This window comes from Chromobacterium sp. FG22, from assembly GCF_057809415.1.
On the sequence record NZ_JBMDJX010000008.1, the window covers coordinates 61,716 to 81,730 of the forward strand.

Below are 20,015 nucleotides of genomic sequence, written 5' to 3' on the forward strand. Positions count from 1 at the left end.
CGTCATTCGGCCCGGAAGCGCGGCAGATAATCGCGCTGCAGCCAGGCTTCCGGCACCTCGCGCCAGGCGAACTGGCTGTTGCGCAGCACGGTGATCCAGCGCGGATTGAGGCCGTCTATGATCACGGTCTCGGTTGGGCGCTCGCGTCCCAGCACCGGCTGGTAAGCGCGGTAATACGCGGTCTTCAGCAAACCGCCGCTTTCGGCGTAGAACTGCGCCTTGCGACTGCGGTAGCCGTCGCGGTCCACCCACAGATCGATGGCGTGGTAGGTGACGCCGGGATTGCGCGCGCTCAGCCGCAACTTGTAGCAAAGCCGCGCCTGGCGGTCCCCGTCCTGTATCGTTTCCTCGCCGGCCAGCGCCGCCTGATAGTCCAGCGCCAGATTGACGGTGACCACGTCGCCGTTGGCCGCCTGGCCCAAGAGCCGCTGCTGCGGCGAAATCGGCACGCTGGCCTTGCTCGCCGGATCGAAAAACCACAGATCGTTGCCGCTCTTGAGCATCAGCTTGCCGGCGTCCCGCTTGGGATTGATGAAACGCAGCAGGCTGCGGAACTGGCCGCTTTTCTGATCGGCGCGCGAATACACCGCCAGCGCGCTGGCCTCGTTCTGCTTGCCGTCCTTATAGCTGACCAGGGACACCACCAGCCCGAAAGAGCGTTCCGGATTGCGCACCGCGTCGCTATTGGCCAGGATGGTCTGCGCGTCCGGCGCCGCCAGCGCCGACGCCGCCCACAGGGCAACGCTCAACGCGGCCCAGCGTGTCGTCTTCATGCCGGTAGAGATTCCAAACGTTTCACGCATGACGCAAAGCCTCCACGATATTGGCCGCCGCCGCCCGCCGCGCCGGCCACCACGACGACAGCAGCGCCATCGCCATCAAACCACCGGCGGTCACCGCCATCATCCGCCACTCCCCCCATACCCGCACCAGGATGGGGCTGGGGTCCACCTGCCCCGGCGGCAGCCAGGTCAGCCCGGCGTGATTGATCAGCCAGGCCAGCAACAGCGCCAGCGCGATGCCCAGCACCCCGCCGCCCAGGCCCAGCAGCCAGCCTTCGCACAGGAACAGCCGCTGGATGCCGCGGCGGCGCAGGCCCATCGCCCGCAGCGTGCCGATCTCCACCGTGCGCTCCAGCACCACCATATTCATGGTGTTGCCTATGGTGAACAGCGCCACGCAGGCGATCAACACCGCCAGGAAGCCGAAAATGGTGCCGAACATGCCGGTGATCTGGCCGTATTGCGGCTGCAGCGTGGCGAAGTCGTGCGCCGCCAGCGGCTGGCCGCGCAAGCTGGTGGCGAACAGCTGACGCAAACGCGCCTCGGCCTCCGGAATCTGCGCGGTGTGCCGCAGCTGCAACACGATGGCGGTGGCCATCGGCTCGCCCTGGCCGTACACCAGCTGTTGCGCCTGGCGCAGATGCAGGCCGACATACATATCGTCCAGTTCCTTGATGCCCTGGCTCTCCACCTTGGCCACTTGCAGACGGGCCACATTGGGCGCGCCGGCGGCGGTGGCGGCCAGCAGTTCGATCTGATCGTCGCGGACGCTGGCCGGCGGCGCCGCCGCGGCCAAGGCCTCCAGATCGGCCGGCAGGTCCTTGCCGCCCGGCGGAGCCGGCGGCGGCGCGCAATCCTTGAGCTTGAAAGCCGCGCACAGTTGCAGCACCCGCGCCACCCCGGTGCCTATCACCGCCGCGTTCGGCGCGGTGCCGGTCAGCGCCACCGGCTTGCGCTTGTCGTTGAAGCCGTAATCGTCCCAGCGCCGCAAGCGGTTCTGCGCGTCCACCTCGCTGCCGCGCGCAATCACCGTGCGCGAGGCGCCGGCGGAATAATGACCGGCGATGCCGCCCAGGCTCAGCGTGGGCGTGACCACGGTCAGCATGGGCCGCAGCACCGGATCGTTCTCGATCAGCCGCATCGCCGCGCGGTAGTCGCGGATGCCGTAAGCGGCCGGATTGCCGCTGCCGTACAGGAAGTAATCCCGGTGCTGCACCTGCAGATGGCCGCCGGCGCGCACCATGCCGGTTTGCAAGCCGTATTGCACCGTGCGGTTGTAACCGCCGAAGAGCAGCACCGCCACCAGGCCTATGATCATGGTGGACAAGGTCGCCAAGGTGCGGCGACGGTTGCGCAGCAGATTGCGCCAAGCCAGTTTCAAGGTGTTCACGCCAAGGCCTCCCCCGCGTTCAAGACGCCGACCCGGCCGTCGCTGACCAAGTAACGCTCGTCCGCCGCCGCGATCACCTGCGGGTCATGCGAGGAGAACACCACCGCCACTCGGCGTTCTCGCTGCAATTGGCGCAACAGGGCCAGGATGGACGCTCCGGTCTGGCTGTCCAGATTGGCGGTGGGTTCGTCGGCCAGCACCAAGGCCGGCTCGTGCACCAGCGCGCGCGCAATCGCCACCCGCTGGCGCTGCCCGCCGGACAGCTGGCCGGGCCGGTGCGCCGCCTTGTCCGCCAAGCCCACCGCCGCCAGCATCTCCAGCGCCCGCTCGCGCCGCTGCCGCGCCGGCACGCCTTGCAATTGCAGCGGGTATTCGACGTTCTCGAAAGCCGACAATACCGGCATCAGATTGAAGTTCTGGAAGATGAAGCCGATGTGGCGCGCGCGAAAATCGCTGAGCGCGTCATCGCTCAAACGGTTCAGCGCCTGTCCCGCCACCTCGATTTCTCCGACGTCGGCGCGGTCTATGCCGCCGATCAGATTCAGCAGCGTGGTCTTGCCGCTGCCGGACTGGCCGGACAGCACGGTGAAGCGCGCCGCGGCGATCTTGAGGCTGACATCGGCCAGCGCCGGCACCCTCACCTGCTCCATCCAGTAGCTTTTAGACACCCCGTTCACCTCAACCGCCCACATAGTCCGCTCCGCCGTCAAAACACAATGGCATGAATATGCATGAAATCGGCATGAAAAGCTTTGCCTTGTGACAAAACGCCCATTGCGGACTCCAACGGTGTTCCGGCCGCGCCAAAGCGCGCGCATCGACACCGGTTTTCCATGGGAGTAGCATGGTTTTATCCCTCGCAAAGGAGCTTGCATGACACAAAACACAAACCCGCCCCAAGCCCCCCTGCCCGCGGAAGCGGACGCCGACGCCCAGCCGCCGGCCGTCAAGCCGCCGCGCCGAACCGCCTCCCACCGCCGCAACAATGTGGAGCGCGCGCACCAGGAATCGGTGCAAGCCATCGAAACCGTCAGTCAGCAGCCGGTGGCCTTGCAAGTGGCCGCCGCGCCGCAAGGCAGCGCGGAGGACAGCGTCAGCGCCGAACTGCCGGCCAGCTACCCCTACCGCACGCGGATGCGCCGCCCGGAGTACGAGTTGCAGAAGCAGGCGCTGCAGATCGAACTGTTGAAAGTGCAGAACTGGGTCAAGGAAAGCGGCCAGAAGATCGTGATCCTGTTCGAAGGCCGCGACGCCGCCGGCAAGGGCGGCACCATCAAACGCTATATGGAACACCTGAACCCGCGCGGCGCGCGCGTGGTGGCGCTGGAAAAGCCGTCGGACCGCGAGCGCGGCCAATGGTACTTCCAGCGTTACATCGAACACCTGCCCACCGCCGGCGAGATCGTCTTCTTCGACCGCTCCTGGTACAACCGCGCCGGCGTGGAGCGCGTGATGGGCTTTTGCCATCCGCACGAATATCTGGAGTTCATGCGCCAGACGCCGCAACTGGAGCGCATGCTGGTCAACAGCGGCATCCGTCTGTTCAAGTTCTGGTTCTCGGTCAGCCGCGAGGAACAGCTGCGCCGCTTCATCTCGCGCCGCGACGATCCCTTGAAGCACTGGAAACTGTCGCCCATAGACATACAGTCGCTGGACAAATGGGACGACTACACCGCGGCCAAGGAAGCGACCTTCTTCCACACCCATACCGGCGACGCGCCGTGGACGGTGGTGAAATCCGACGACAAGAAGCGGGCCCGCCTCAACTGCATCCGCTACTTCCTGTCCCGGCTGGACTACCCGGACAAGGACGCGCGCGTCGCCCGAGCGGCCGATCCGCTGCTGGTGGGCGAGCCGCACACCATGGACGCGGAGGACAGCGACGCCTTGTTGCGGATTTGAGCGTACCGCAGCCACTCACTCCACCCGGAACCGCGGCAGATAATCCCGCTGCAGCCAGGCCTCGGGCACCTCGCGCCAAGCGAAGCCACTCTTGCGCATCACGGTTACCCACTGCGGATTGAGGCCGTCGATGATGACGGTCTCAGTGGGGCGGTCCCGGCCCAGGGCCTGGCGGTAGCCGCGGTAATAAGCCGTTTTCAGCAACTCGCCGCTGGCGGCGTAGAACTGCGCCTTGCGGCTGCGGTAACCGTCGCGATCCACCCACAGCTCAATGGCGTGATAAGTCACGTCCGGCCGCCTCGCGCTCAGCCGCAGCTTGTAGCTGGCGCGCGGCTGGCGGTCGCCGTCCATCACCGTTTCCTCCGCCGCGAGGGTGGCCCGATAGTCCAGGGTCCAGTTCACCGTCACCACGTCGCCGTTGGCCGCCTGGCCCAGCAGCCGTTGCTGCGGCGAAATCGGCACGCTGGCCTGGCTCGCCGGGTCGAACACCCATAAATCCTTGCCGCTTTTCAAGGTCAGCTTGCCCGCGTCGCGGCTGGGGCTGACAAAGCGCAACAGGCTGCGGAACTGGCCGCGCCGCGGATCGGCCCGCGAATACAACACCAGCGAGCTGGCTTCGCTAGGCTTGCCTTGCTTATAGCTGAGCAGATCGACCTTCAGGCTGAAAGACTTGCCCGGATTGCGCACCTCGTCGCTCCAGGCCAGTATCTGCTGCGCGTCCGGCGCGGACCAGGCCAAACCCGGCCAGCCCAGCAAAACCAAGCCCAATATGCGCGCGCGCTTCATTTTCCGCTCCCTTCCCTCATCCGCCATGCCGATTCAGGCCTGCCTCAAGGCGTCGACGATGTTCCAGCGCGCCGCCCGGCGCGACGGCCACCACGACGACAACAGCGCCACCGCCATCAAACCGCCCATGCACGAAGCCAGCAGCGGCGTCTCGCCCCAGACCCGGATCAGGATGGGGCTGGGATCCACCACGCCCGGAGGCAGCCAGCTCAGGCCGGCTCGGTTGATCAGCCAGGCCAGGCCCAGCGACAGCAGCAGGCCGCCCAAACCGCCGATGACGCCCAGCAGGGCGCCCTCGCACAAGAACAGCCGCTGGACGCCGCCGCGTCTCAGGCCGATGGAGCGCAGCGCGCCGATTTCACGGGTGCGCTCCATCACCGCCATATTCATGGTGTTGCCAGTGGTGAACAGCGTCACGCTGGCGATCAGCGCCGCCATGAAGCCGAAAATGGCGCCGAACATGTCGACGATGCGCTCGTACAGCGGCTGCAGCGCGGCGAAATCGTGGGCCGCCAGCGGTTGCGCGCTCAAACCGGCTTGAAACAGCTGCTGCAGCCGCCGGCGCGCGGCCTCGATCTGCCCGCTGCTCTTCAGCTGCAGCAAGATCGCCGTCGCCATCGGCTCTCCCTCGCCGTACAGAAGCCGTTGCGCCTGCGACAGATGCAGGCCCACATAGACGTCGTCCCATTCACGGGCGCCTTGCCGCTCCACGCCCAACACCCGCAAGCGGGCGACGTTGGGCGCGCCGGCGGCGGTGGCCGTCAACAGTTCGATCCGCTTGCCGTCCACCGCGCGCGCCGGCCCGGTCAAGGCCGCCAGGTCCGGCGGCAGCCCCTCGCCTTCCGCCGCCGCCGCCGCGCAAGCCCGGTCGCCGTCGGACAGGCACAGCCCCAGAGTCTTGGCGACGCCGCCGCCCAGCACCGCGGCGTTGGCGTCGCTGCCGGTCAAGGCCATCGGCTTGGCCGCCTGGCGCAAACCGCGCGCGTCCCAGCGCAGCAAGCGGTTCTGGCCTTCCGGCTCGCTGCCTTGCGCCAGCACCGTGCGCGACGTGCCGCTGGCGTAATGGCCGGCGATGGCGCCCAGCGTCAAGGTCGGCGTGACGGCCGCCAACATGTCCTTCAGTTCCGGGTCCGACTCGATCTCGCGCTGGATGCGCCGGTAGTCGCGGATGCCGTAAGCGGCCGGGTTGCCGCTGCCGTATTGCAGATAATCGCGATGCTGCACCTGCAAATGGCCAAGCTTGCGGACAAAAGCCGTTTCCAGCCCGTACTGGACCGCGCGCTGATAGCCGCCGAACAACAGCACGCCCGCCATGCCCACCGCCATGGTCAAAGCGCTTGCCCAGGTGCGGCGGCGATTGCGCAATAGATTGCGCCAGGCCAGTTGCAGAACATTCATGCCGGCGCCTCCCCGGCGGCCAGCGCGCGGACCCGGCCGTCGCTGACCCGATAACGCTCGTCCGCCGCCGCGATCACCAGCGGATCGTGCGAGGAGAACACCACCGCCACGCCGCGCTCGCGCTGCAACTGCCTGAGCAGCGCCAGGATGGCGGCGCCGGTGCCGCTGTCCAGATTGGCGGTGGGCTCGTCGGCCAACACCAGCGCCGGCTCGTGCACCAGCGCGCGCGCAATCGCCACCCGCTGGCGCTGGCCGCCGGACAGCTGGCCGGGCCGGTGCGCCGCCTTGTCCGCCAAGCCCACCGCCGCCAACATCTCCAGCGCCCGCGCTTTGCGCCGCGCCGCCGGCGTGCCTTGCAGCCGCAGCGGATATTCCACGTTTTCCAGCGCGGACAGCACCGGCAGCAAATTGAAGCTTTGAAACACAAAGCCCAGGTGGCGAGCGCGAAAATCGCTAAGCGCGTCGTCGCTCAAGGCCGCCATGCTCTGCCCGGCGACGACGACCTCGCCGCGGTCGGGCCGGTCCACGCCCCCCAGCAAATGCAAGATCGTGCTTTTCCCGCTGCCGGACGGCCCGGCCAAAACAGTGAATCGGGCGGCGGCCACTTTCAATTCCACATTGTGCAAAGCCGGCACTTCCACTTGGTCCATCCGGTATGTTTTAAATACGCCGCGCATTTCCGCCGCCATCGCCCGCTCCTTGAAAATCGGCGCCGCCCAAATTTCGCGAAGCGTTTCAATATCTGCCGCGCTGCGCAAAGCTTTGAACAGGTTCCACCACTGACACCGCTTGAATATACCTGAAAACCCGCTCTAAATTTTCAATTGAAAAACAAAGCAATAAACCAACAAAACGCCCTATGAATTAAAAAATTAAATTCTTAAATAAAACTCTAATTAATATTAAAAATCAAACCAAATATAGCCAGGCCACGCACTCCATGCAGTCCCGGCTTCAAATCAGACAGCGCCCCACTCGATATAAAAACAAAATGCCTCGATGAATATCGAGGCATGGCGTGCGCTAGTGTTATGGGAAAGAGAATCAGGAGCGTTGTCGCTTCCACACCCGCCTGGCGTCGCAAGCGGCGCGCAAGGGCGTGGACGACAGGCTGGTGGCGGCGAAATGTCCCACTTGGCGGGAAACCTTGGACAAGGCGGTGCCGGACAGGCTGCCCACCTGCCAGGCGCGACACAGCGGGTGCAGCGAGGGCGCGTCGTCGCTGGCGGCGTCCAGCCTGGCCTGCACGTCGCGGTTCATCTCGGACAGCCAACGCTCGGTCAGCAACATCCAATCGCGCTGAGTATCCGCTTGCGCCTGCACCAGATTGGCGCCCACCAACAGGGTGTCGTCCAGCCTGCGCTCCAAATCGCCCTGGGACATCGGATACGCCGGCGCAAAAGCCGACCACCAGACGATACAGGCCTCGTGCTGGGCGTCCAGCATGCGCTGCTGGCCGCGCTCCACTGCGCTGCGGTAACTCTCCATCGCGCCGATCAACCAACTACGGGTCATTGCCACTCCTCGATCAAACCCGGCGGGCCGCCTCGTCTCGCGGCAGCCGCCCTAAGCGCCTGCTTGCAAGGAAGGCGCCGCGGCCCTGAAGACGCGCAGCGGATCACAAGCAGGTTCTAAGCCGCAACGGCGGGCAAACGCCACACCTGCAGCAATTCTTGCAACAAAGTTTCCAACACGGGATCGCCCGCCCGGTCCGCCGGGTAGACGAATTGCAACTCGGCCAATTTGCGCACATCCGGCAGCACTGTCAACCTGCCGGCGTCTTGCCAGGCCTGCGCCGCCTCTTCCCGCGCCAGCGCCACCCCCACCCCGGAGGCCACCAATTCAAGGATGGCGTCGAGATGATCGCACTCCGCTACCTTCTTAGGCGAAATGTTGAGTTCTCGCCACAACTCCGCGGTGATTTTGGAAAGACTGGAAAACTGCGAAATGCCTATCCACGGCAATTTGCCCAATTCCCTCAAGCCGCCGCCGGCCAAACGCGACGCCCAGCCGGCGGGCAGGACGATGCGGAACGGCAATTCCGCCAGCTTGACGGTGGAGACGTTCACATAGGGGTTTTTGCCCAGATAGAAGCCGGCGTCCAGTTCTTTCTTGCGCACCAGGTTCAGCACGTCCACGGTGACGCCGTGGCGCAATTGGATGTCCAGCAAGGGATAACGCTCCACCAGGCCCGCCACCCAGGGTCCGATCTTCAAGGTGTCCGGCGTCAAGGTGACGCCTATCCGCGCCTTGCCTGACAACTGGCCCTTCAATTGCCGCGCGTGGTTGATGATGCCGCTGGCCGCGCCCAGTATCGCCTGCGCCTGCGGCAGCAATTCCTGGCCGGTCCGGGTCAGCGACACCCCGCCCGCGCTGCGTTCGAACAATTGCATGCCCACTTCTTCTTCCAGGGCCTTGATTTGCGCGGTGACCGCCGGCTGCGACAGGTGCAGCAATTCGGCGGCCTGTGTCAGGTGCCCTTGCTGGGCGACGGTGACAAAGGTGCGCAACTGATAGATTTCCATGTTCTCCCCTGACTTGGATGCTTGGCGGCGGGCCGGATCGCCGTACGCGGCAGGCATGGGCGGCATGATGGCGGGTCTGCGACGGATGCGGCGGCCTGAGCTAAGCCCGGCCGATGATGGTTTTCTCTTGTGCGAGCCATTTTCGGCGCAATGCCGGCTAAATAACAAGCGCTTTATGCCCCGCCGCCGGCCCCGCCAAGCATTTGCGGCAAGGCGCGACGCGGCGGCGACGCCCGGTCCGGGCCTGGATTTTTTGGTTCGATCAGCCCTATTTCGCCGCCGAATTAAGAGCAAAAATTCCAATTTAAGTTATTGATTTTATTTGTTTTTTGCACCGCATCATCGGCCTGAATAATTTTCCGCATCAAAAAAAGCGATTAGATTCGCCTCCGTCACCTCCCTTATGTTTTCAGCAGCGACAACCCAAGTCGCGACCACAAAGGAGGATGCAATGAACGAGGACATACTCAAGAAAGTGCAGTCCAACCCCAAATTCAAGGAACTGGTGCACAAGAAAACCAGCCTGGGTTGGCAGCTCACCCTAGTCATGCTGGTCATCTACTACGGCTTCATCCTGGTGCTGGCGTTCTCGCCGGCCACGCTGGGCCATCCCGTCAGCGCGGGCGCCACCATGACGGTGGGCATTCCCATCGGCGTGCTGATCATCGTCTCGGCCTTCGCGCTGACCGGCATCTATGTGCGCCGCGCCAACACCGAGTTCGATCTGCTCAACCAGCAAATCGTCGAGGAGTCCAAACAATGAAGCAACGCGTCTTGCAACTGGCCTGCGTCTCCGGCCTTCTGCTGCCCTCCTTGGCCATGGCGGCCGGGGCCATTGAGGGCGATGTCAAGCAACAGGCCACCAACTGGCACGCCATCATCATGTTCCTGCTCTTCGTGGCCTTCACTCTGGGCGTCACGTATTGGGCCGCGCGCCGCACCAAGTCCGCCAGCGACTTTTACGCGGCCGGCGGCGGCATCACCGGTTTCCAGAATGGTCTCGCCATCGCCGGCGACTATATGTCCGCCGCCTCCTTCCTCGGCATTTCCGCGATGGTGTTCGAAAAAGGCTACGACGGCCTGATCTATTCGATGGGCTTCCTGGTGGGCTGGCCCGTCATCCTGTTCCTGGTGGCGGAACGCCTGCGCAATCTGGGCAAATACACTTTCGCCGACGTCGCCTCCTACCGCTTGCAACAGACGCCGGTGCGCAGCTTCGCCGCCACCTCCACCCTGGTGGTGGTCGCCATCTACCTGATTGCGCAGATGGTGGGCGCCGGCAAGCTGATCCAGCTCTTGTTCGGCATGAGCTATAGCTCGGCGGTGTTGATGGTGGGCGTGCTGATGGTGTGCTACGTGCTGTTCGGCGGCATGCTGGCCACCACCTGGGTGCAAATCATCAAGGCGGTGCTGCTGCTCTCCGGCGCCACCTTCATGGCCATCATGGTGCTGGCCACCGTGGGTTTCAGCCCGGAAGTCATGTTTGAAAAAGCGGTGGCCGCGCATAGCAAGGGCGTCGCCATCATGGCGCCGGGCAAGGCCGATCCGATCGACTCCATTTCCCTGGGCCTGGCGCTGATGTTCGGCACCGCCGGCCTGCCGCACATCCTGATGCGCTTCTTCACCGTGTCCGACGCCAAGGAAGCGCGCAAATCGGTGTTCTTCGCCACCGGCTTCATCGGCTATTTCTACATCCTCACCTTCATCATCGGCTTCGGCGCCATCATGCTGGTGCTGAACCAGCCGGGCATGATGGAAACCGTGGTCAAGAACGGCAAATCCGTCACCCAGCTGATCGGCGGCAACAATATGGCGGCGGTGCACCTGGCCGAGGCCGTGGGCGGCGACATGTTCCTGGGCTTCATCTCCGCGGTGGCCTTCGCCACCATCCTGGCGGTGGTGGCCGGCCTGGCGCTGTCCGGCGCGTCGGCGGTGTCGCACGATCTGTACGCCAGCGTGATCAAGAAGGGCAAGGCCAACGAGGCCGACGAGATCCGCGTGTCCAAGATCACCACCGTGGTGTTGGGCGTGGTGGCCATCGTGCTGGGCCTGGTGTTCGAAAAACAGAACATCGCCTTCATGGTGGGCCTGGCCTTCTCCATCGCCGCCTCGGCCAACTTCCCGGTGCTGTTCCTCTCCATGTTCTGGAAGGGGCTGACCACGCGCGGCGCGGTGATCGGCGGCTTCATCGGCCTGTTGTCGGCGGTGGTGCTGATCGTGCTGGGCCCGACGGTCTGGGTGGAGGTGCTCAAGCACGAGCACGCGGTGTTCCCGTACAAGAACCCGGCCATCTTCTCGATGACTCTGGCCTTCGTTTCCACCTGGCTGATCTCGGTGCTGGACAAGTCCCGCCAGGCCGACGAGGAAAAAGCCAAGTTCGAAGCCCAGTTCGTGCGCGCGATGACCGGCATCGGCGCGTCCGGGGCCTCCAAACATTGACAATGACATAAGGCCGGGCCGAGGATGTCGGCCTGCCTTTACAACCCACCGCGCCGCTCCAGCGGTTCCGGAGCGGCGGCATCGCTACACCGTTAATCCAGGAGAAGTTTATGTCCACGCTAGAATCCGTCCTCAAGGAAACCCGCAGCTTTCCGCCTTCCGACGATTTCCGCCAAAAGGCGACGATCTCCGGCATCGAGGCGTACCACACGCTGTGCGAGCAGGCGGACGCCGATTACCTGTCGTTCTGGGGCGATCTGGCGCGCGATCAGATCTCCTGGAAAAAACCGTTCACCCGCGTGCTGGACGATAGCCAGGCGCCGTTCTTCAAGTGGTTCGACGACGGCGTGCTCAATGTTTCCTACAACTGCCTGGACCGCCACCTGGCGGTCAACGCCAACCGCATCGCGCTGATTTTCGAAGCCGACGACGGCGCGGTCACCCGCGTCACTTACGCCGAGCTGCACCGCCGCGTCTGCCAGTTCGCCAACGGCCTGAAGAGCCTGGGCGTGAGCAAGGGCGACCGCGTGGTGATTTACATGCCGATGGTGATCGAGGCCGTCGTGGCGATGCAGGCCTGCGCCCGCATCGGCGCCATCCACTCCGTGGTGTTCGGCGGCTTTTCCGCCGGCGCGGTGCGCGACCGCGTCCAGGACGCCGGCGCCAAGCTGGTGATCACCGCCAACGAAGGCCTGCGCGGCGGCAAGAGCGTGCCGCTGAAGGCCACGGTGGACGAAGCGCTGGCGATGGACGGCTGCGACAGCGTCAAACACGTGGTCGCCTACCAGCGCACCCAGAACGAGGTGGCCTGGAGCGAGGGCCGCGACGTGTGGTGGCATCAATTGGTCAGCGGCCAGCCGGAACAATGCGAACCGGAGTGGATGAACGCCGAGGACCCGCTGTTCATCCTCTACACCTCCGGCTCCACCGGCAAACCCAAGGGCATCCAGCACAGCAGCGCCGGCTATCTGCTGGGCGCGGCCAACAGCTTCCGCTGGGTGTTCGACTACAAGCCCAACGACGTGTTCTGGTGCACCGCCGACGTGGGCTGGATCACCGGCCACAGCTATATCTGCTACGGCCCGCTGGCCAACGGCGCCACCCAGGTCATCTTCGAGGGCGTGCCCACTTATCCGGACGCCTCCCGCTTCTGGCGCATGATAGAACAGCACAAGGTCAGCATTTTCTACACCGCGCCCACCGCCATCCGCTCGCTGATCAAGCTGGGCGCGGACCTGCCCAAGCAGCACGATCTGTCCAGCCTGCGCCTGCTCGGCACCGTGGGCGAGCCGATCAACCCCGAGGCCTGGATCTGGTATCACGAAACCGTGGGCGGCGGCCGCTGCCCGATTGTCGACACCTGGTGGCAGACCGAGACCGGCTCCATCCAGATCTCGCCGCTGCCGGGCGCGGTGGCCACCAAACCCGGCTCGTGCACGCTGCCGCTGCCGGGCATCATGGCCGACATCGTCGATGAGTCCGGCGCTCAGGTGGACCCGGGCCGCGGCGGCTTCCTGGTGATCAAGAAGCCCTTCCCCAGCCTGGTGCGCACCATCTGGAACGATCCGGAACGCTTCAAGAAAACCTATTTCCCGGAAGAGTTCAACGGCCAATACTATCTGGCCGGCGACTCCGCCAACCGCGACGAGAACGGCTATTTCTGGATCATGGGCCGCATCGACGACGTGCTGAACGTGTCCGGCCACCGCCTGGGCACCATGGAGATAGAATCCGCGCTGGTGGCCAATCCGCTGGTGGCGGAGGCCGCCGTGGTCGGCAAGCCGCACGAGGTCAAGGGCGAGGCGGTGGTGGCCTTCGTGGTGCTCAAGGGCGCTCGCCCTCAGGGCGAGGAAGCCAAGAAAGTGGCGGCCGAACTGAAAAACTGGGTGGCGCACGAAATCGGCAAGATCGCCCAGCCGGACGATATCCGTTTCGGCGAGAACCTGCCCAAGACCCGCTCCGGCAAGATCATGCGCCGCCTGCTGCGTTCCATCGCCAAGGGCGAGGAAATCACCCAGGACGTGTCCACGCTGGAAAACCCGCAAATCCTGCAACAGCTGCAACAGCCGCTATAAACGCCGGATTCGCCGCGCCGGAGCCGCCATGCGGCTCCGGCTTTTTCATGCCTCCCGCCTATCCGTCCCAGCGCTACTCCAGCCGGAAACGCGAGATCATCTCATCCTGTTCAGCCACGTCGGCGGCGGTGCCCTGGCAATGCCGCAACTGCACTTGCGCCGCGTCGCTGACGCGCTGGCCGATGTGCTGAATGCTGCCCGCGCTGTCGTTGATGTCCCTCGTCATCTGACTTTGGCGGCTCACCGCGCCGGCGATGTCGCTGTTCTTGGCGTTGATGTCGGAGATCACGTCCCGGATGCGCGTCAGCATCTCGCTGATCTGCTCGGCGTCCTTCACCGTGTTGCTGGCGCAATCGCGGCTTTCGTCCATCTTGTCCCGGGCCTCGTTCACGCCGCGCTGCAGTTGCTCAATCATGCTGCGGATTTCCTGCGTCGCCTCCTGGGTTTGCGAAGCCAGCTTGCGCACCTCGTCCGCCACCACGGCGAAGCCGCGTCCCATTTCCCCCGCCCGCGCCGCTTCGATCGCGGCGTTCAGCGCCAGCAGATTGGTCTGCTCGGCCACGCCGGTGATCACTCTGACGATGGATTCGATGTTCTTGCTGAATTCGGCCAGTTCGTTCATGGACAGCGAGGTCTGCTCCAGGGTGTCGGCCAAACGCCGTATCGCCTGGCTGGACTGCGTCACCAGCGCCATCCGGCTGCCGGTTTCCTCGTGCGCCTGCCGCGCGGCCTCGGCCACCGCGCCGGCGTTGGACGTCATTTCGCCGGACGCCTCCGCCATCTGGCCGATGGACGACACCAGTTGCTCCAGCTCTCTTTGCAGACGGCTGGCCTCGCCGCTGCTCTGTTGCGCCTCTTCCGCGCTTTGCTCGGCGCCGTGGTGGACGCGCGTGGAAATCTGGCGGATATCGCCGATCAGCCGCTGCAGATAAGCGATGAAGCGGTTCAACTCCTTCGCCACCTCCCCGAATTCGTCGCGGGAGCTTTCGTCTATGCGCCGCGTCAGATCGCCGTTGCCGCTGTTGAGCTCGGTCAGCGACTGCTTGAGCTGCTGCAAGGGGCGCCGCAGGATCTGCTGCATCAGGGTGCTGAGGATGACCATGCTCAGCAGCACGCCTATCACCGCGCCCCAAAAGCCGCGCCAGCCTATCTGCTTGGCCTCGGCCATCACCTTACCCTCGTCCAGCACCACGCCCACCAGCCACTTGGCCGGCTGTAGATGCGACAGCGGTTGAAACGCCACCATCAGGCGCTGCTCGTTGACCTCCACCTCCTGCACCTTGCCGTCCAGGGCCGGCGCTTTGCCGCCGAACAACTCCGCAACGCTCTTGCCGTTCAGTTTGGCGTCCGGGTGGCTGATGATTTTGCCGTCGGCGGACAACAGGAAGGCGTAGCCCGCGCCGTTGAAGGTGGCGGTGTTCAGCGCGTCCGAAACCGACTTCAGGCTGAGGTCGCCGCCGAAAGCGCCCTTGAACGCGCCCTTGTCGGTCAGCTTGGCCACCGCCGAAATCAGGATCTCGCCGGACGCGGCGTCGGGATAGGGATCGGTCAGGCCGACGCCGGCGGCCGCCTTGGCCACCGGATACCATGGCCGCTTGCGGGCGTCCCAGGTGGGCGGGGGATTCCAGGACGGATCGTTGGAGATTCTCTTGCCGTCGCTGTCCAAGCCGCCAAACACCAGCTTGAACTCGTTCTTGAGCATGGGCCGCTGGAAAACCTCCAAAATGCGCTCGTTGCTGAAACCGGCGTCTATGGTCTCCGACATCAGCTGGATCTGAGCCAGCTTGCCGTTCAACCAATTGGCGATCTGCTCGGCCAGCACCTGGCTGGTCTGGGTCACTTCCTGCTCTTTGCCCGCGCGTATGCTGTCCGCAACGCTCAGGTATTGCATCCAGGACAGGGTCGACAAGGTCACGGCCAGCACCAGCGCGGAAATCAGGCCGGCTTTGTGAGCGATTTTCATGGCGGGCGGTCCGGAAAAGTGAGTATTTTCACCATAGCGCACCCGCGCGCCGCTCCAAGCCCCGCCGCTTTGTTTTTTACGAAAATCGCGCGCCGCGCCCCCGGCGACGCCGGATTCCCCGCTTCAAGCACGCGCGCCGGCAAGGACCTCCCGAAGCCTAGTCCGCGCCGGGAGTTGAAGCCGCGGCCCCTAGCGTCGATAATTAGCGGTTTTTGAAGCGGAATCCCACAGCATGCCCGTGATCACACTCGTCGAAAGGATAGACGCCCTACTGCCCCAGACCCAGTGCGGACAATGCAGCCACGCCGGCTGCCGCCCGTATGCGGAGGCGCTGGCGGAAGGCCGCGATCCGATCAACCGCTGCCCGCCGGGCGGCGACGACGGCATCCGGGCGCTGGCGGAACTGCTGGGCCGGGACATCATTCCCTTCGCCGCCGACGGCCCGCAGCCCAAGCCGCGCGCGCTGGCCGTGATACGCGAAGACAGCTGCATCGGCTGTACCCTGTGCATCCAGGCCTGTCCGGTGGACGCCATCGTCGGCGCCGCCAAGCAGATGCACACCGTCATCGCCGCCGAATGCACCGGCTGCGAACTGTGCCTGGCGCCCTGTCCGGTGGACTGCATCGACCTGGAGCCGGTGGCCGACCCGGCCGACGGCGAGCGCGAGCGACTCATGGCCCGCGCCGCCCAAGCCCGCGTCCGTTATGAACGGCGGCAGGCGCGCAAGGCGCGCGATCAGGCGGACAAGGCCAAACGCCTGGCCGAGCGCGCGGCGGTGAACGCGGCGCCGGCCTCCCCCGCCGCCGCGCCGGCCGTTTCCGCCGCGCCCGCGCCGGCGGCCGACAAGAACGAATTGATCCGCAAGGCAATGGAGCGCGCCGCCGCCATGCGCGCCGCCCGCGAACAAGCAGACAAGGACAAGCCGTGAACGCCGTCAAACGCAAAGAAATCTTCACCCGCCTGCGCGACGCCAATCCGCACCCCACCACCGAGCTGGAATACAGCAGCCCGTTCGAACTGCTGATCTCGGTGCTGTTGTCGGCGCAGACCACCGACGTCGGCGTCAACAAGGCCACGCGCCGGCTCTATCCGGTGGCCAATACTCCGGCGGCCATGCTGGCGCTGGGCGAGGAATCGCTGGCCAACTTCATCAAGACCATAGGCTTGTACAAGACCAAGGCCAGGAACGTGATCGCCACCTGTCACCTGCTGCTGGAAAAGCACGGCGGCGAGGTGCCGCAAACCCGCGAGGCGCTGGAGGCGCTGCCCGGCGTCGGCCGCAAAACGGCCAATGTGGTGCTGAACACCGCCTTCGGCCAGCCCACCATCGCGGTGGACACCCATATTTTCCGGGTGTCCAACCGCACCCGGATCGCGCCCGGCAAAGACGTGCGAGAAGTCGAGGATAAACTGGTAAAATACATCCCCGACGAATTCAAAGTCGATGCGCATCACTGGCTGATCCTGCTCGGACGCTATGTCTGCAAAGCCAGAAAACCGGAATGCGAGCGCTGCGTCATTGCCGACCTCTGCGAATATCCGGCAAAAACCGTTATGATTAAAGACAACTGAATCAAATACTGGAAAAACTCCGGTTCCGCCCTTATTTTCCGCATAGACATCAACCTAAAAGGATAGCCTGTGACAACGTATCTGCGCACCCTGGTTGGCGCCTTGCTCGCAGCCTCGTTGCTGTCCGGCTGCGACAAGGTCGAGCGCTTCTTCAAAGGCAACTCCCAGCCCGCGCCGGTCGCCATTCCCGCGCAACAGGATGGCCGCGTCGCCATGTTGCTGCCGGACTTCACTCAATTGGTCAGCCGCGACGGACCGGCGGTGGTGAATATCCAGGCCAGCCGCGAAGACAGCGGGGCCTCCCAACCCAGCAATCTGCCGATTCCGGTGCCGGAAGACGATCCGCTGTACGACTTCTTCCGCCGCTTCATCCCCAATCATCCGCCTCAGCGCGAACAGCCGCAGGAAGAAAGCGTCTCCTTCGGCTCCGGCTTCATCATCAGCGCCGACGGCTACATCCTGACCAACGCCCATGTGGTGGCGGACAGCCAGCAGGTCAAGGTGATGCTGACCGACAAGCGCGAACTGCGCGCCAAGCTGGTCGGCGTGGACAAGCGCACCGACGTGGCGCTGCTGAAAGTGGCAGCGGCGGACCTGCCGGTGGTCAAGATCGGCAGCCCGGCGGACTTGAAAGTCGGAGAATGGGTGGCCGCCATCGGCGCGCCCTTCGGCTTCGACAACACCGTCACCGCCGGCATCGTCTCGGCCAAAGGCCGCAGCCTGCCGGACGAAAACTTCGTCCCCTTCATCCAGACCGACGTGGCGATCAACCCCGGCAACTCCGGCGGTCCGCTGTTCAATCTGCGCGGCGAAGTGGTGGGCATCAACTCGCAGATTTACAGCCGTTCCGGCGGCTTCATGGGCATCTCCTTCGCCATCCCCATCGATTTGGCGATGAGCGTGGTCGACCAGCTCAAGGCCAAGGGCAAGGTCAGCCGCGGCCAGCTGGGCATCAATATCCAGGAAGTGACTCAGGAGCTGGCGCAGTCCTTCGGTCTGCAGCGCCCCAGCGGCGCGCTGGTGGTGCGCGTCGATCCCAAGGGACCGGCCGCTCGCGCCGGCCTGCAGGCCGGCGACATCATCCTGAAACTGGACGGCAAGTCCATAGAAAGCTCCAAGGATCTGCCGGTGCTGGTCGGATCGCTGCAGCCGGGCACCAAGATCAAGCTGACGGTGTGGCGCAAGGGCGTGGAAAAGGATCTGGAAGCCACGCTGGCGGAACTGGCGCAGGAAGCGCCGAGCGCGCAGCAGTCTCAGGAAGAAAGCTCGCCGCAAGGCTTCCAGTTCGGCAAACTGGGTCTGACGCTCAGCGAGCTGACGCCGAACCAGCGCTCGGAGCTGGGCGTGCGCGGCGGCCTGCTGATCCAGAAGGCGCAAGGTCCGGCCGCTCGTTCCGGCCTGCAGGCCGGCGACGTGATCCTGGGCTTGAACCAGGTGGAAGTCTCCACCATCGCCAACTTCGAAAAAGCGCTGGCCAGCGCCAAGGGCCATATCGCCTTGTTGGTGCGCCGCAACGAGGCCGTGTTGTTCGTGCCCTTGCGGCTGGAATAAGCGTCGTCTCGACCCGCATTGCCCAAAGCCGCCGTCAGGCGGCTTTTTCATTTTGATGGCATACCGCCCGCGCTGTTAGGATTGAGCTTTCGCGTCCGCCACAGGAGAGCCGTCATGGACTTTCACACCGCCGATCTATGCGATCAGTTCGACGAACAATTGCAGGTATTGACGCCCTCGCTGCAACGCTACGGCGGCCAGGCCCGATTTTTCGGCCGCATCGAAACCCTGAAGCTGTTCGAGGACAACAGCCTGGTGCGGGAGGCGCTGAGTCAGCACGGCGCCGGCAAGGTCTTGGTGGTGGACGGCGGCGGCTCGCTGCGCGTCGCGCTGCTGGGCGACCAATTGGGCGTGCTGGCGGTGGCCAACGGCTGGGCCGGCGTGGTGATCAACGGCTGCATCCGCGACTCCGCCGCCCTGAACAAGCTGGCGCTGGGCATACGCGCGCTGGGCACCCACCCGCGCAAATCGGTGAAGCGCGGCGAAGGCCAGCGCAATCTGAGCGTGGAGTTCGGCCAGACGCGTTTCAGCCCCGGGCACTGGCTGTACGCCGACGAAGACGGCGTGGTGGTCTCCCCCGGCGCGCTGCATCAAACCAAGTGACCGCGCCTCAGGCCTCGCTGCGTTGATAGACGGGCAGTTCCTGTTGCGCGGCGGGGCTGCCCCAGGGCAGGTGCTGCTCCCACCAGATATGGCCGGCCGGCGCCACCCGCTCCGGGTGGTCCAGCGAGGACACGGTGATGTCGAGCTCCTCCGGGTCCGACTCATGGCGATACGTCAGGGTGGAGCCGCAATGCGGGCAGAAACCGCGGCTGACCGCGGCCGAGGAGTGATACAGCACCGGCTTTTCCCCGCGCCAGTCCAGATCGGCCACGCGTACGGTGAACCAGGTGACGAAGGCCGCGCCGCTGGCGCGACGACAGCTTTTGCAATGGCAATGCACCACATCGTAAGGCTCGGCGCGCAAACGGTAACGCACTGCGCCGCATAAGCAGCCCCCGGTCAGATTCTGGCCTGCGCTCATGATGCCTCCCTCGCTGCTGGATTGACGATGGATCAGGAAGCGGTTGCCGGGCCGGCTCAAGCCGGCAGCCAGACAACGCCGCTTTTTAAATATGATTCACCGCCCGCGCCAGCGCCAAGCGCCAAGCCGAAATAAACCGGCTCCGGCCCCGGAATCGATGCTGTGCTGCAACAAAAAAACAACGGCCGCCCTAAGGCGGCCGCTGGCTGGCGAAACCGGAAACGGATCAGGCCGCCTGCGTCGGGGTCGCGCCCTTGACCTCGGTCATCTGGTTGCCGGCGTCCACGAACACCAGCTTGGGCTGGTGATCCTTCAGCTCGGCGGCCTCGTACTGGGCGAAAGACGCGATGATCAGCAAATCCCCCGGCGCGGCGCGGCGCGCGGCGGAGCCGTTGACCGAGATGGTGCCGGAGCCGCGCTCGGCCTTGATCGCGTAAGTGGCGAAGCGCTCGCCGTTGGTGACGTTCCAGATCTGCACTTCTTCGTATTCCAGAATGTCGGCCGCTTCCAGCAGGTTCTCGTCGATGGCGCAGGAGCCGATATAGTGCAACTCGCTGTGCGTGGTGGTTACCCGGTGAAGCTTGGATTTGAGCATATTGCGCTGCATG

At 64.8% G+C, this 20,015-nt stretch carries 19 protein-coding genes; 8 read left to right on the top strand and 11 right to left on the bottom strand.

Annotation, left to right across the window (positions count from 1 at the left end; all coding sequences use genetic code 11):
* Nucleotides 1–2: 2 nt before the first annotated feature.
* From ACODSD_RS10010 to ACODSD_RS10020, 3 genes are read right to left on the bottom strand one after another with little or no spacing between them, the layout of a single operon-like run.
* Nucleotides 3–773 carry an outer membrane lipoprotein-sorting protein gene (locus ACODSD_RS10010; RefSeq protein ID WP_227107654.1) on the bottom strand — a complete coding sequence of 257 codons (771 nt, stop codon included), beginning with the start codon at nt 771–773 and terminating at the stop codon, nt 3–5.
* 22 nt (nt 774–795) lie between these two features.
* Entirely contained in the window at nt 796–2,172 is a 1,377-nt protein-coding gene (locus ACODSD_RS10015) for an ABC transporter permease (RefSeq protein ID WP_235089388.1), read from the bottom strand.
* The gene (locus tag ACODSD_RS10020; protein ID WP_488877301.1) at nt 2,169–2,840 is read right to left on the bottom strand and encodes an ABC transporter ATP-binding protein; all 672 of its coding nucleotides are present in this window, start codon (nt 2,838–2,840) and stop codon (nt 2,169–2,171) included. The genes ACODSD_RS10015 and ACODSD_RS10020 overlap by 4 nt, the downstream gene beginning before the upstream one ends.
* Nucleotides 2,841–3,222: 382 nt before the next feature.
* On the opposite strand from ACODSD_RS10020, the gene ppk2 reads away from it, so the two are divergent.
* The gene (gene ppk2 / locus ACODSD_RS10025; protein ID WP_199226031.1) at nt 3,223–4,074 is read left to right on the top strand and encodes a polyphosphate kinase 2; all 852 of its coding nucleotides are present in this window, start codon (nt 3,223–3,225) and stop codon (nt 4,072–4,074) included.
* Between the two features lie 15 nt (nt 4,075–4,089).
* Here ppk2 and ACODSD_RS10030 read toward each other — a convergent pair whose 3' ends face one another.
* The 5 genes from ACODSD_RS10030 to ACODSD_RS10050 all read right to left on the bottom strand — a co-directional run bounded on the left by ACODSD_RS10030 (nt 4,090) and on the right by ACODSD_RS10050 (nt 8,783).
* Complete coding sequence (locus ACODSD_RS10030) at nt 4,090–4,860, bottom strand: outer membrane lipoprotein-sorting protein (protein ID WP_253314137.1); 771 nt, start codon at nt 4,858–4,860, stop codon at nt 4,090–4,092.
* 33 nt (nt 4,861–4,893) lie between these two features.
* Nucleotides 4,894–6,258, bottom strand: coding sequence for an ABC transporter permease (locus ACODSD_RS10035; RefSeq protein ID WP_488877302.1), 1,365 nt, complete (start codon nt 6,256–6,258; stop codon nt 4,894–4,896).
* Complete coding sequence (locus ACODSD_RS10040; RefSeq protein ID WP_488877303.1) at nt 6,255–6,947, bottom strand: ABC transporter ATP-binding protein; 693 nt, start codon at nt 6,945–6,947, stop codon at nt 6,255–6,257. Before ACODSD_RS10040 ends, ACODSD_RS10035 begins: the two co-directional genes overlap by 4 nt.
* A gap of 355 nt (nt 6,948–7,302) precedes the next feature.
* Nucleotides 7,303–7,773, bottom strand: coding sequence for a hypothetical protein (locus tag ACODSD_RS10045; RefSeq protein ID WP_146176693.1), 471 nt, complete (start codon nt 7,771–7,773; stop codon nt 7,303–7,305).
* A gap of 116 nt (nt 7,774–7,889) precedes the next feature.
* Nucleotides 7,890–8,783 carry a LysR family transcriptional regulator gene (locus ACODSD_RS10050; protein ID WP_107800214.1) on the bottom strand — a complete coding sequence of 298 codons (894 nt, stop codon included), beginning with the start codon at nt 8,781–8,783 and terminating at the stop codon, nt 7,890–7,892.
* Between the two features lie 451 nt (nt 8,784–9,234).
* On the opposite strand from ACODSD_RS10050, the gene ACODSD_RS10055 reads away from it, so the two are divergent.
* The 3 genes from ACODSD_RS10055 (at nt 9,235) to acs (ending at nt 13,297) form a co-directional block, all read left to right on the top strand.
* The gene (locus ACODSD_RS10055) at nt 9,235–9,546 is read left to right on the top strand and encodes a DUF485 domain-containing protein (RefSeq protein ID WP_107800215.1); all 312 of its coding nucleotides are present in this window, start codon (nt 9,235–9,237) and stop codon (nt 9,544–9,546) included.
* Nucleotides 9,543–11,222, top strand: coding sequence for a cation acetate symporter (locus ACODSD_RS10060; protein ID WP_107800216.1), 1,680 nt, complete (start codon nt 9,543–9,545; stop codon nt 11,220–11,222). The genes ACODSD_RS10055 and ACODSD_RS10060 overlap by 4 nt, the downstream gene beginning before the upstream one ends.
* A gap of 110 nt (nt 11,223–11,332) precedes the next feature.
* Nucleotides 11,333–13,297 (top strand): acetate--CoA ligase, encoded by a 1,965-nt coding sequence (gene acs / locus ACODSD_RS10065; protein WP_107800217.1) that lies wholly within the window; start codon nt 11,333–11,335, stop codon nt 13,295–13,297.
* A gap of 73 nt (nt 13,298–13,370) precedes the next feature.
* Here the strand turns inward: acs and ACODSD_RS10070 are convergent, their stop codons facing one another.
* Nucleotides 13,371–15,260: a methyl-accepting chemotaxis protein gene (locus tag ACODSD_RS10070; RefSeq protein ID WP_488877304.1), complete on the bottom strand. Its 1,890-nt coding sequence runs from the start codon at nt 15,258–15,260 to the stop codon at nt 13,371–13,373.
* Between the two features lie 232 nt (nt 15,261–15,492).
* Here ACODSD_RS10070 and rsxB point away from each other — a divergent pair, with 232 nt between their 5' ends.
* The 4 genes from rsxB (at nt 15,493) to rraA (ending at nt 18,986) form a co-directional block, all read left to right on the top strand.
* Nucleotides 15,493–16,188 (top strand): electron transport complex subunit RsxB, encoded by a 696-nt coding sequence (gene rsxB, locus ACODSD_RS10075; protein WP_488877305.1) that lies wholly within the window; start codon nt 15,493–15,495, stop codon nt 16,186–16,188.
* Nucleotides 16,185–16,832 carry an endonuclease III gene (nth, locus tag ACODSD_RS10080; RefSeq protein WP_488877306.1) on the top strand — a complete coding sequence of 216 codons (648 nt, stop codon included), beginning with the start codon at nt 16,185–16,187 and terminating at the stop codon, nt 16,830–16,832. Before rsxB ends, nth begins: the two co-directional genes overlap by 4 nt.
* A gap of 69 nt (nt 16,833–16,901) precedes the next feature.
* Nucleotides 16,902–18,383: a DegQ family serine endoprotease gene (locus ACODSD_RS10085; protein WP_227107641.1), complete on the top strand. Its 1,482-nt coding sequence runs from the start codon at nt 16,902–16,904 to the stop codon at nt 18,381–18,383.
* A 114-nt stretch (nt 18,384–18,497) separates the two neighbouring features.
* Nucleotides 18,498–18,986 carry a ribonuclease E activity regulator RraA gene (gene rraA / locus ACODSD_RS10090; protein ID WP_488877307.1) on the top strand — a complete coding sequence of 163 codons (489 nt, stop codon included), beginning with the start codon at nt 18,498–18,500 and terminating at the stop codon, nt 18,984–18,986.
* A gap of 7 nt (nt 18,987–18,993) precedes the next feature.
* Here rraA and ACODSD_RS10095 read toward each other — a convergent pair whose 3' ends face one another.
* Both ACODSD_RS10095 and panD read right to left on the bottom strand, forming a co-directional pair.
* Nucleotides 18,994–19,407: a GFA family protein gene (locus ACODSD_RS10095; RefSeq protein WP_107801915.1), complete on the bottom strand. Its 414-nt coding sequence runs from the start codon at nt 19,405–19,407 to the stop codon at nt 18,994–18,996.
* 226 nt (nt 19,408–19,633) lie between these two features.
* Nucleotides 19,634–20,014, bottom strand: a complete 381-nt coding sequence (panD, locus tag ACODSD_RS10100) for an aspartate 1-decarboxylase (protein WP_107800221.1) — start codon at nt 20,012–20,014, stop codon at nt 19,634–19,636.
* Nucleotide 20,015 lies beyond the last annotated feature (1 nt).

Bases quoted from the DNA above. Each gene is read 5' to 3' on its own strand.
- ACODSD_RS10010 (WP_227107654.1), bottom strand. From the start codon at position 773: ATGAAGACGACACGCTGGGCCGCGTTGAGCGTTGCCCTGTGGGCGGCG.
- ACODSD_RS10030 (WP_253314137.1), bottom strand. From the start codon at position 4,860: ATGAAGCGCGCGCGCATATTGGGCTTGGTTTTGCTGGGCTGGCCGGGT.
- ACODSD_RS10035 (WP_488877302.1), bottom strand. From the start codon at position 6,258: ATGAATGTTCTGCAACTGGCCTGGCGCAATCTATTGCGCAATCGCCGC.
- ACODSD_RS10040 (WP_488877303.1), bottom strand. From the start codon at position 6,947: ATGGCGGCGGAAATGCGCGGCGTATTTAAAACATACCGGATGGACCAA.
- ACODSD_RS10045 (WP_146176693.1), bottom strand. From the start codon at position 7,773: ATGACCCGTAGTTGGTTGATCGGCGCGATGGAGAGTTACCGCAGCGCA.
- ACODSD_RS10050 (WP_107800214.1), bottom strand. From the start codon at position 8,783: ATGGAAATCTATCAGTTGCGCACCTTTGTCACCGTCGCCCAGCAAGGG.
- ACODSD_RS10055 (WP_107800215.1), top strand. From the start codon at position 9,235: ATGAACGAGGACATACTCAAGAAAGTGCAGTCCAACCCCAAATTCAAG.
- ACODSD_RS10060 (WP_107800216.1), top strand. From the start codon at position 9,543: ATGAAGCAACGCGTCTTGCAACTGGCCTGCGTCTCCGGCCTTCTGCTG.
- acs (WP_107800217.1), top strand. From the start codon at position 11,333: ATGTCCACGCTAGAATCCGTCCTCAAGGAAACCCGCAGCTTTCCGCCT.
- ACODSD_RS10070 (WP_488877304.1), bottom strand. From the start codon at position 15,260: ATGAAAATCGCTCACAAAGCCGGCCTGATTTCCGCGCTGGTGCTGGCC.
- rsxB (WP_488877305.1), top strand. From the start codon at position 15,493: ATGCCCGTGATCACACTCGTCGAAAGGATAGACGCCCTACTGCCCCAG.
- rraA (WP_488877307.1), top strand. From the start codon at position 18,498: ATGGACTTTCACACCGCCGATCTATGCGATCAGTTCGACGAACAATTG.
- ACODSD_RS10095 (WP_107801915.1), bottom strand. From the start codon at position 19,407: ATGAGCGCAGGCCAGAATCTGACCGGGGGCTGCTTATGCGGCGCAGTG.
- panD (WP_107800221.1), bottom strand. From the start codon at position 20,014: ATGCAGCGCAATATGCTCAAATCCAAGCTTCACCGGGTAACCACCACG.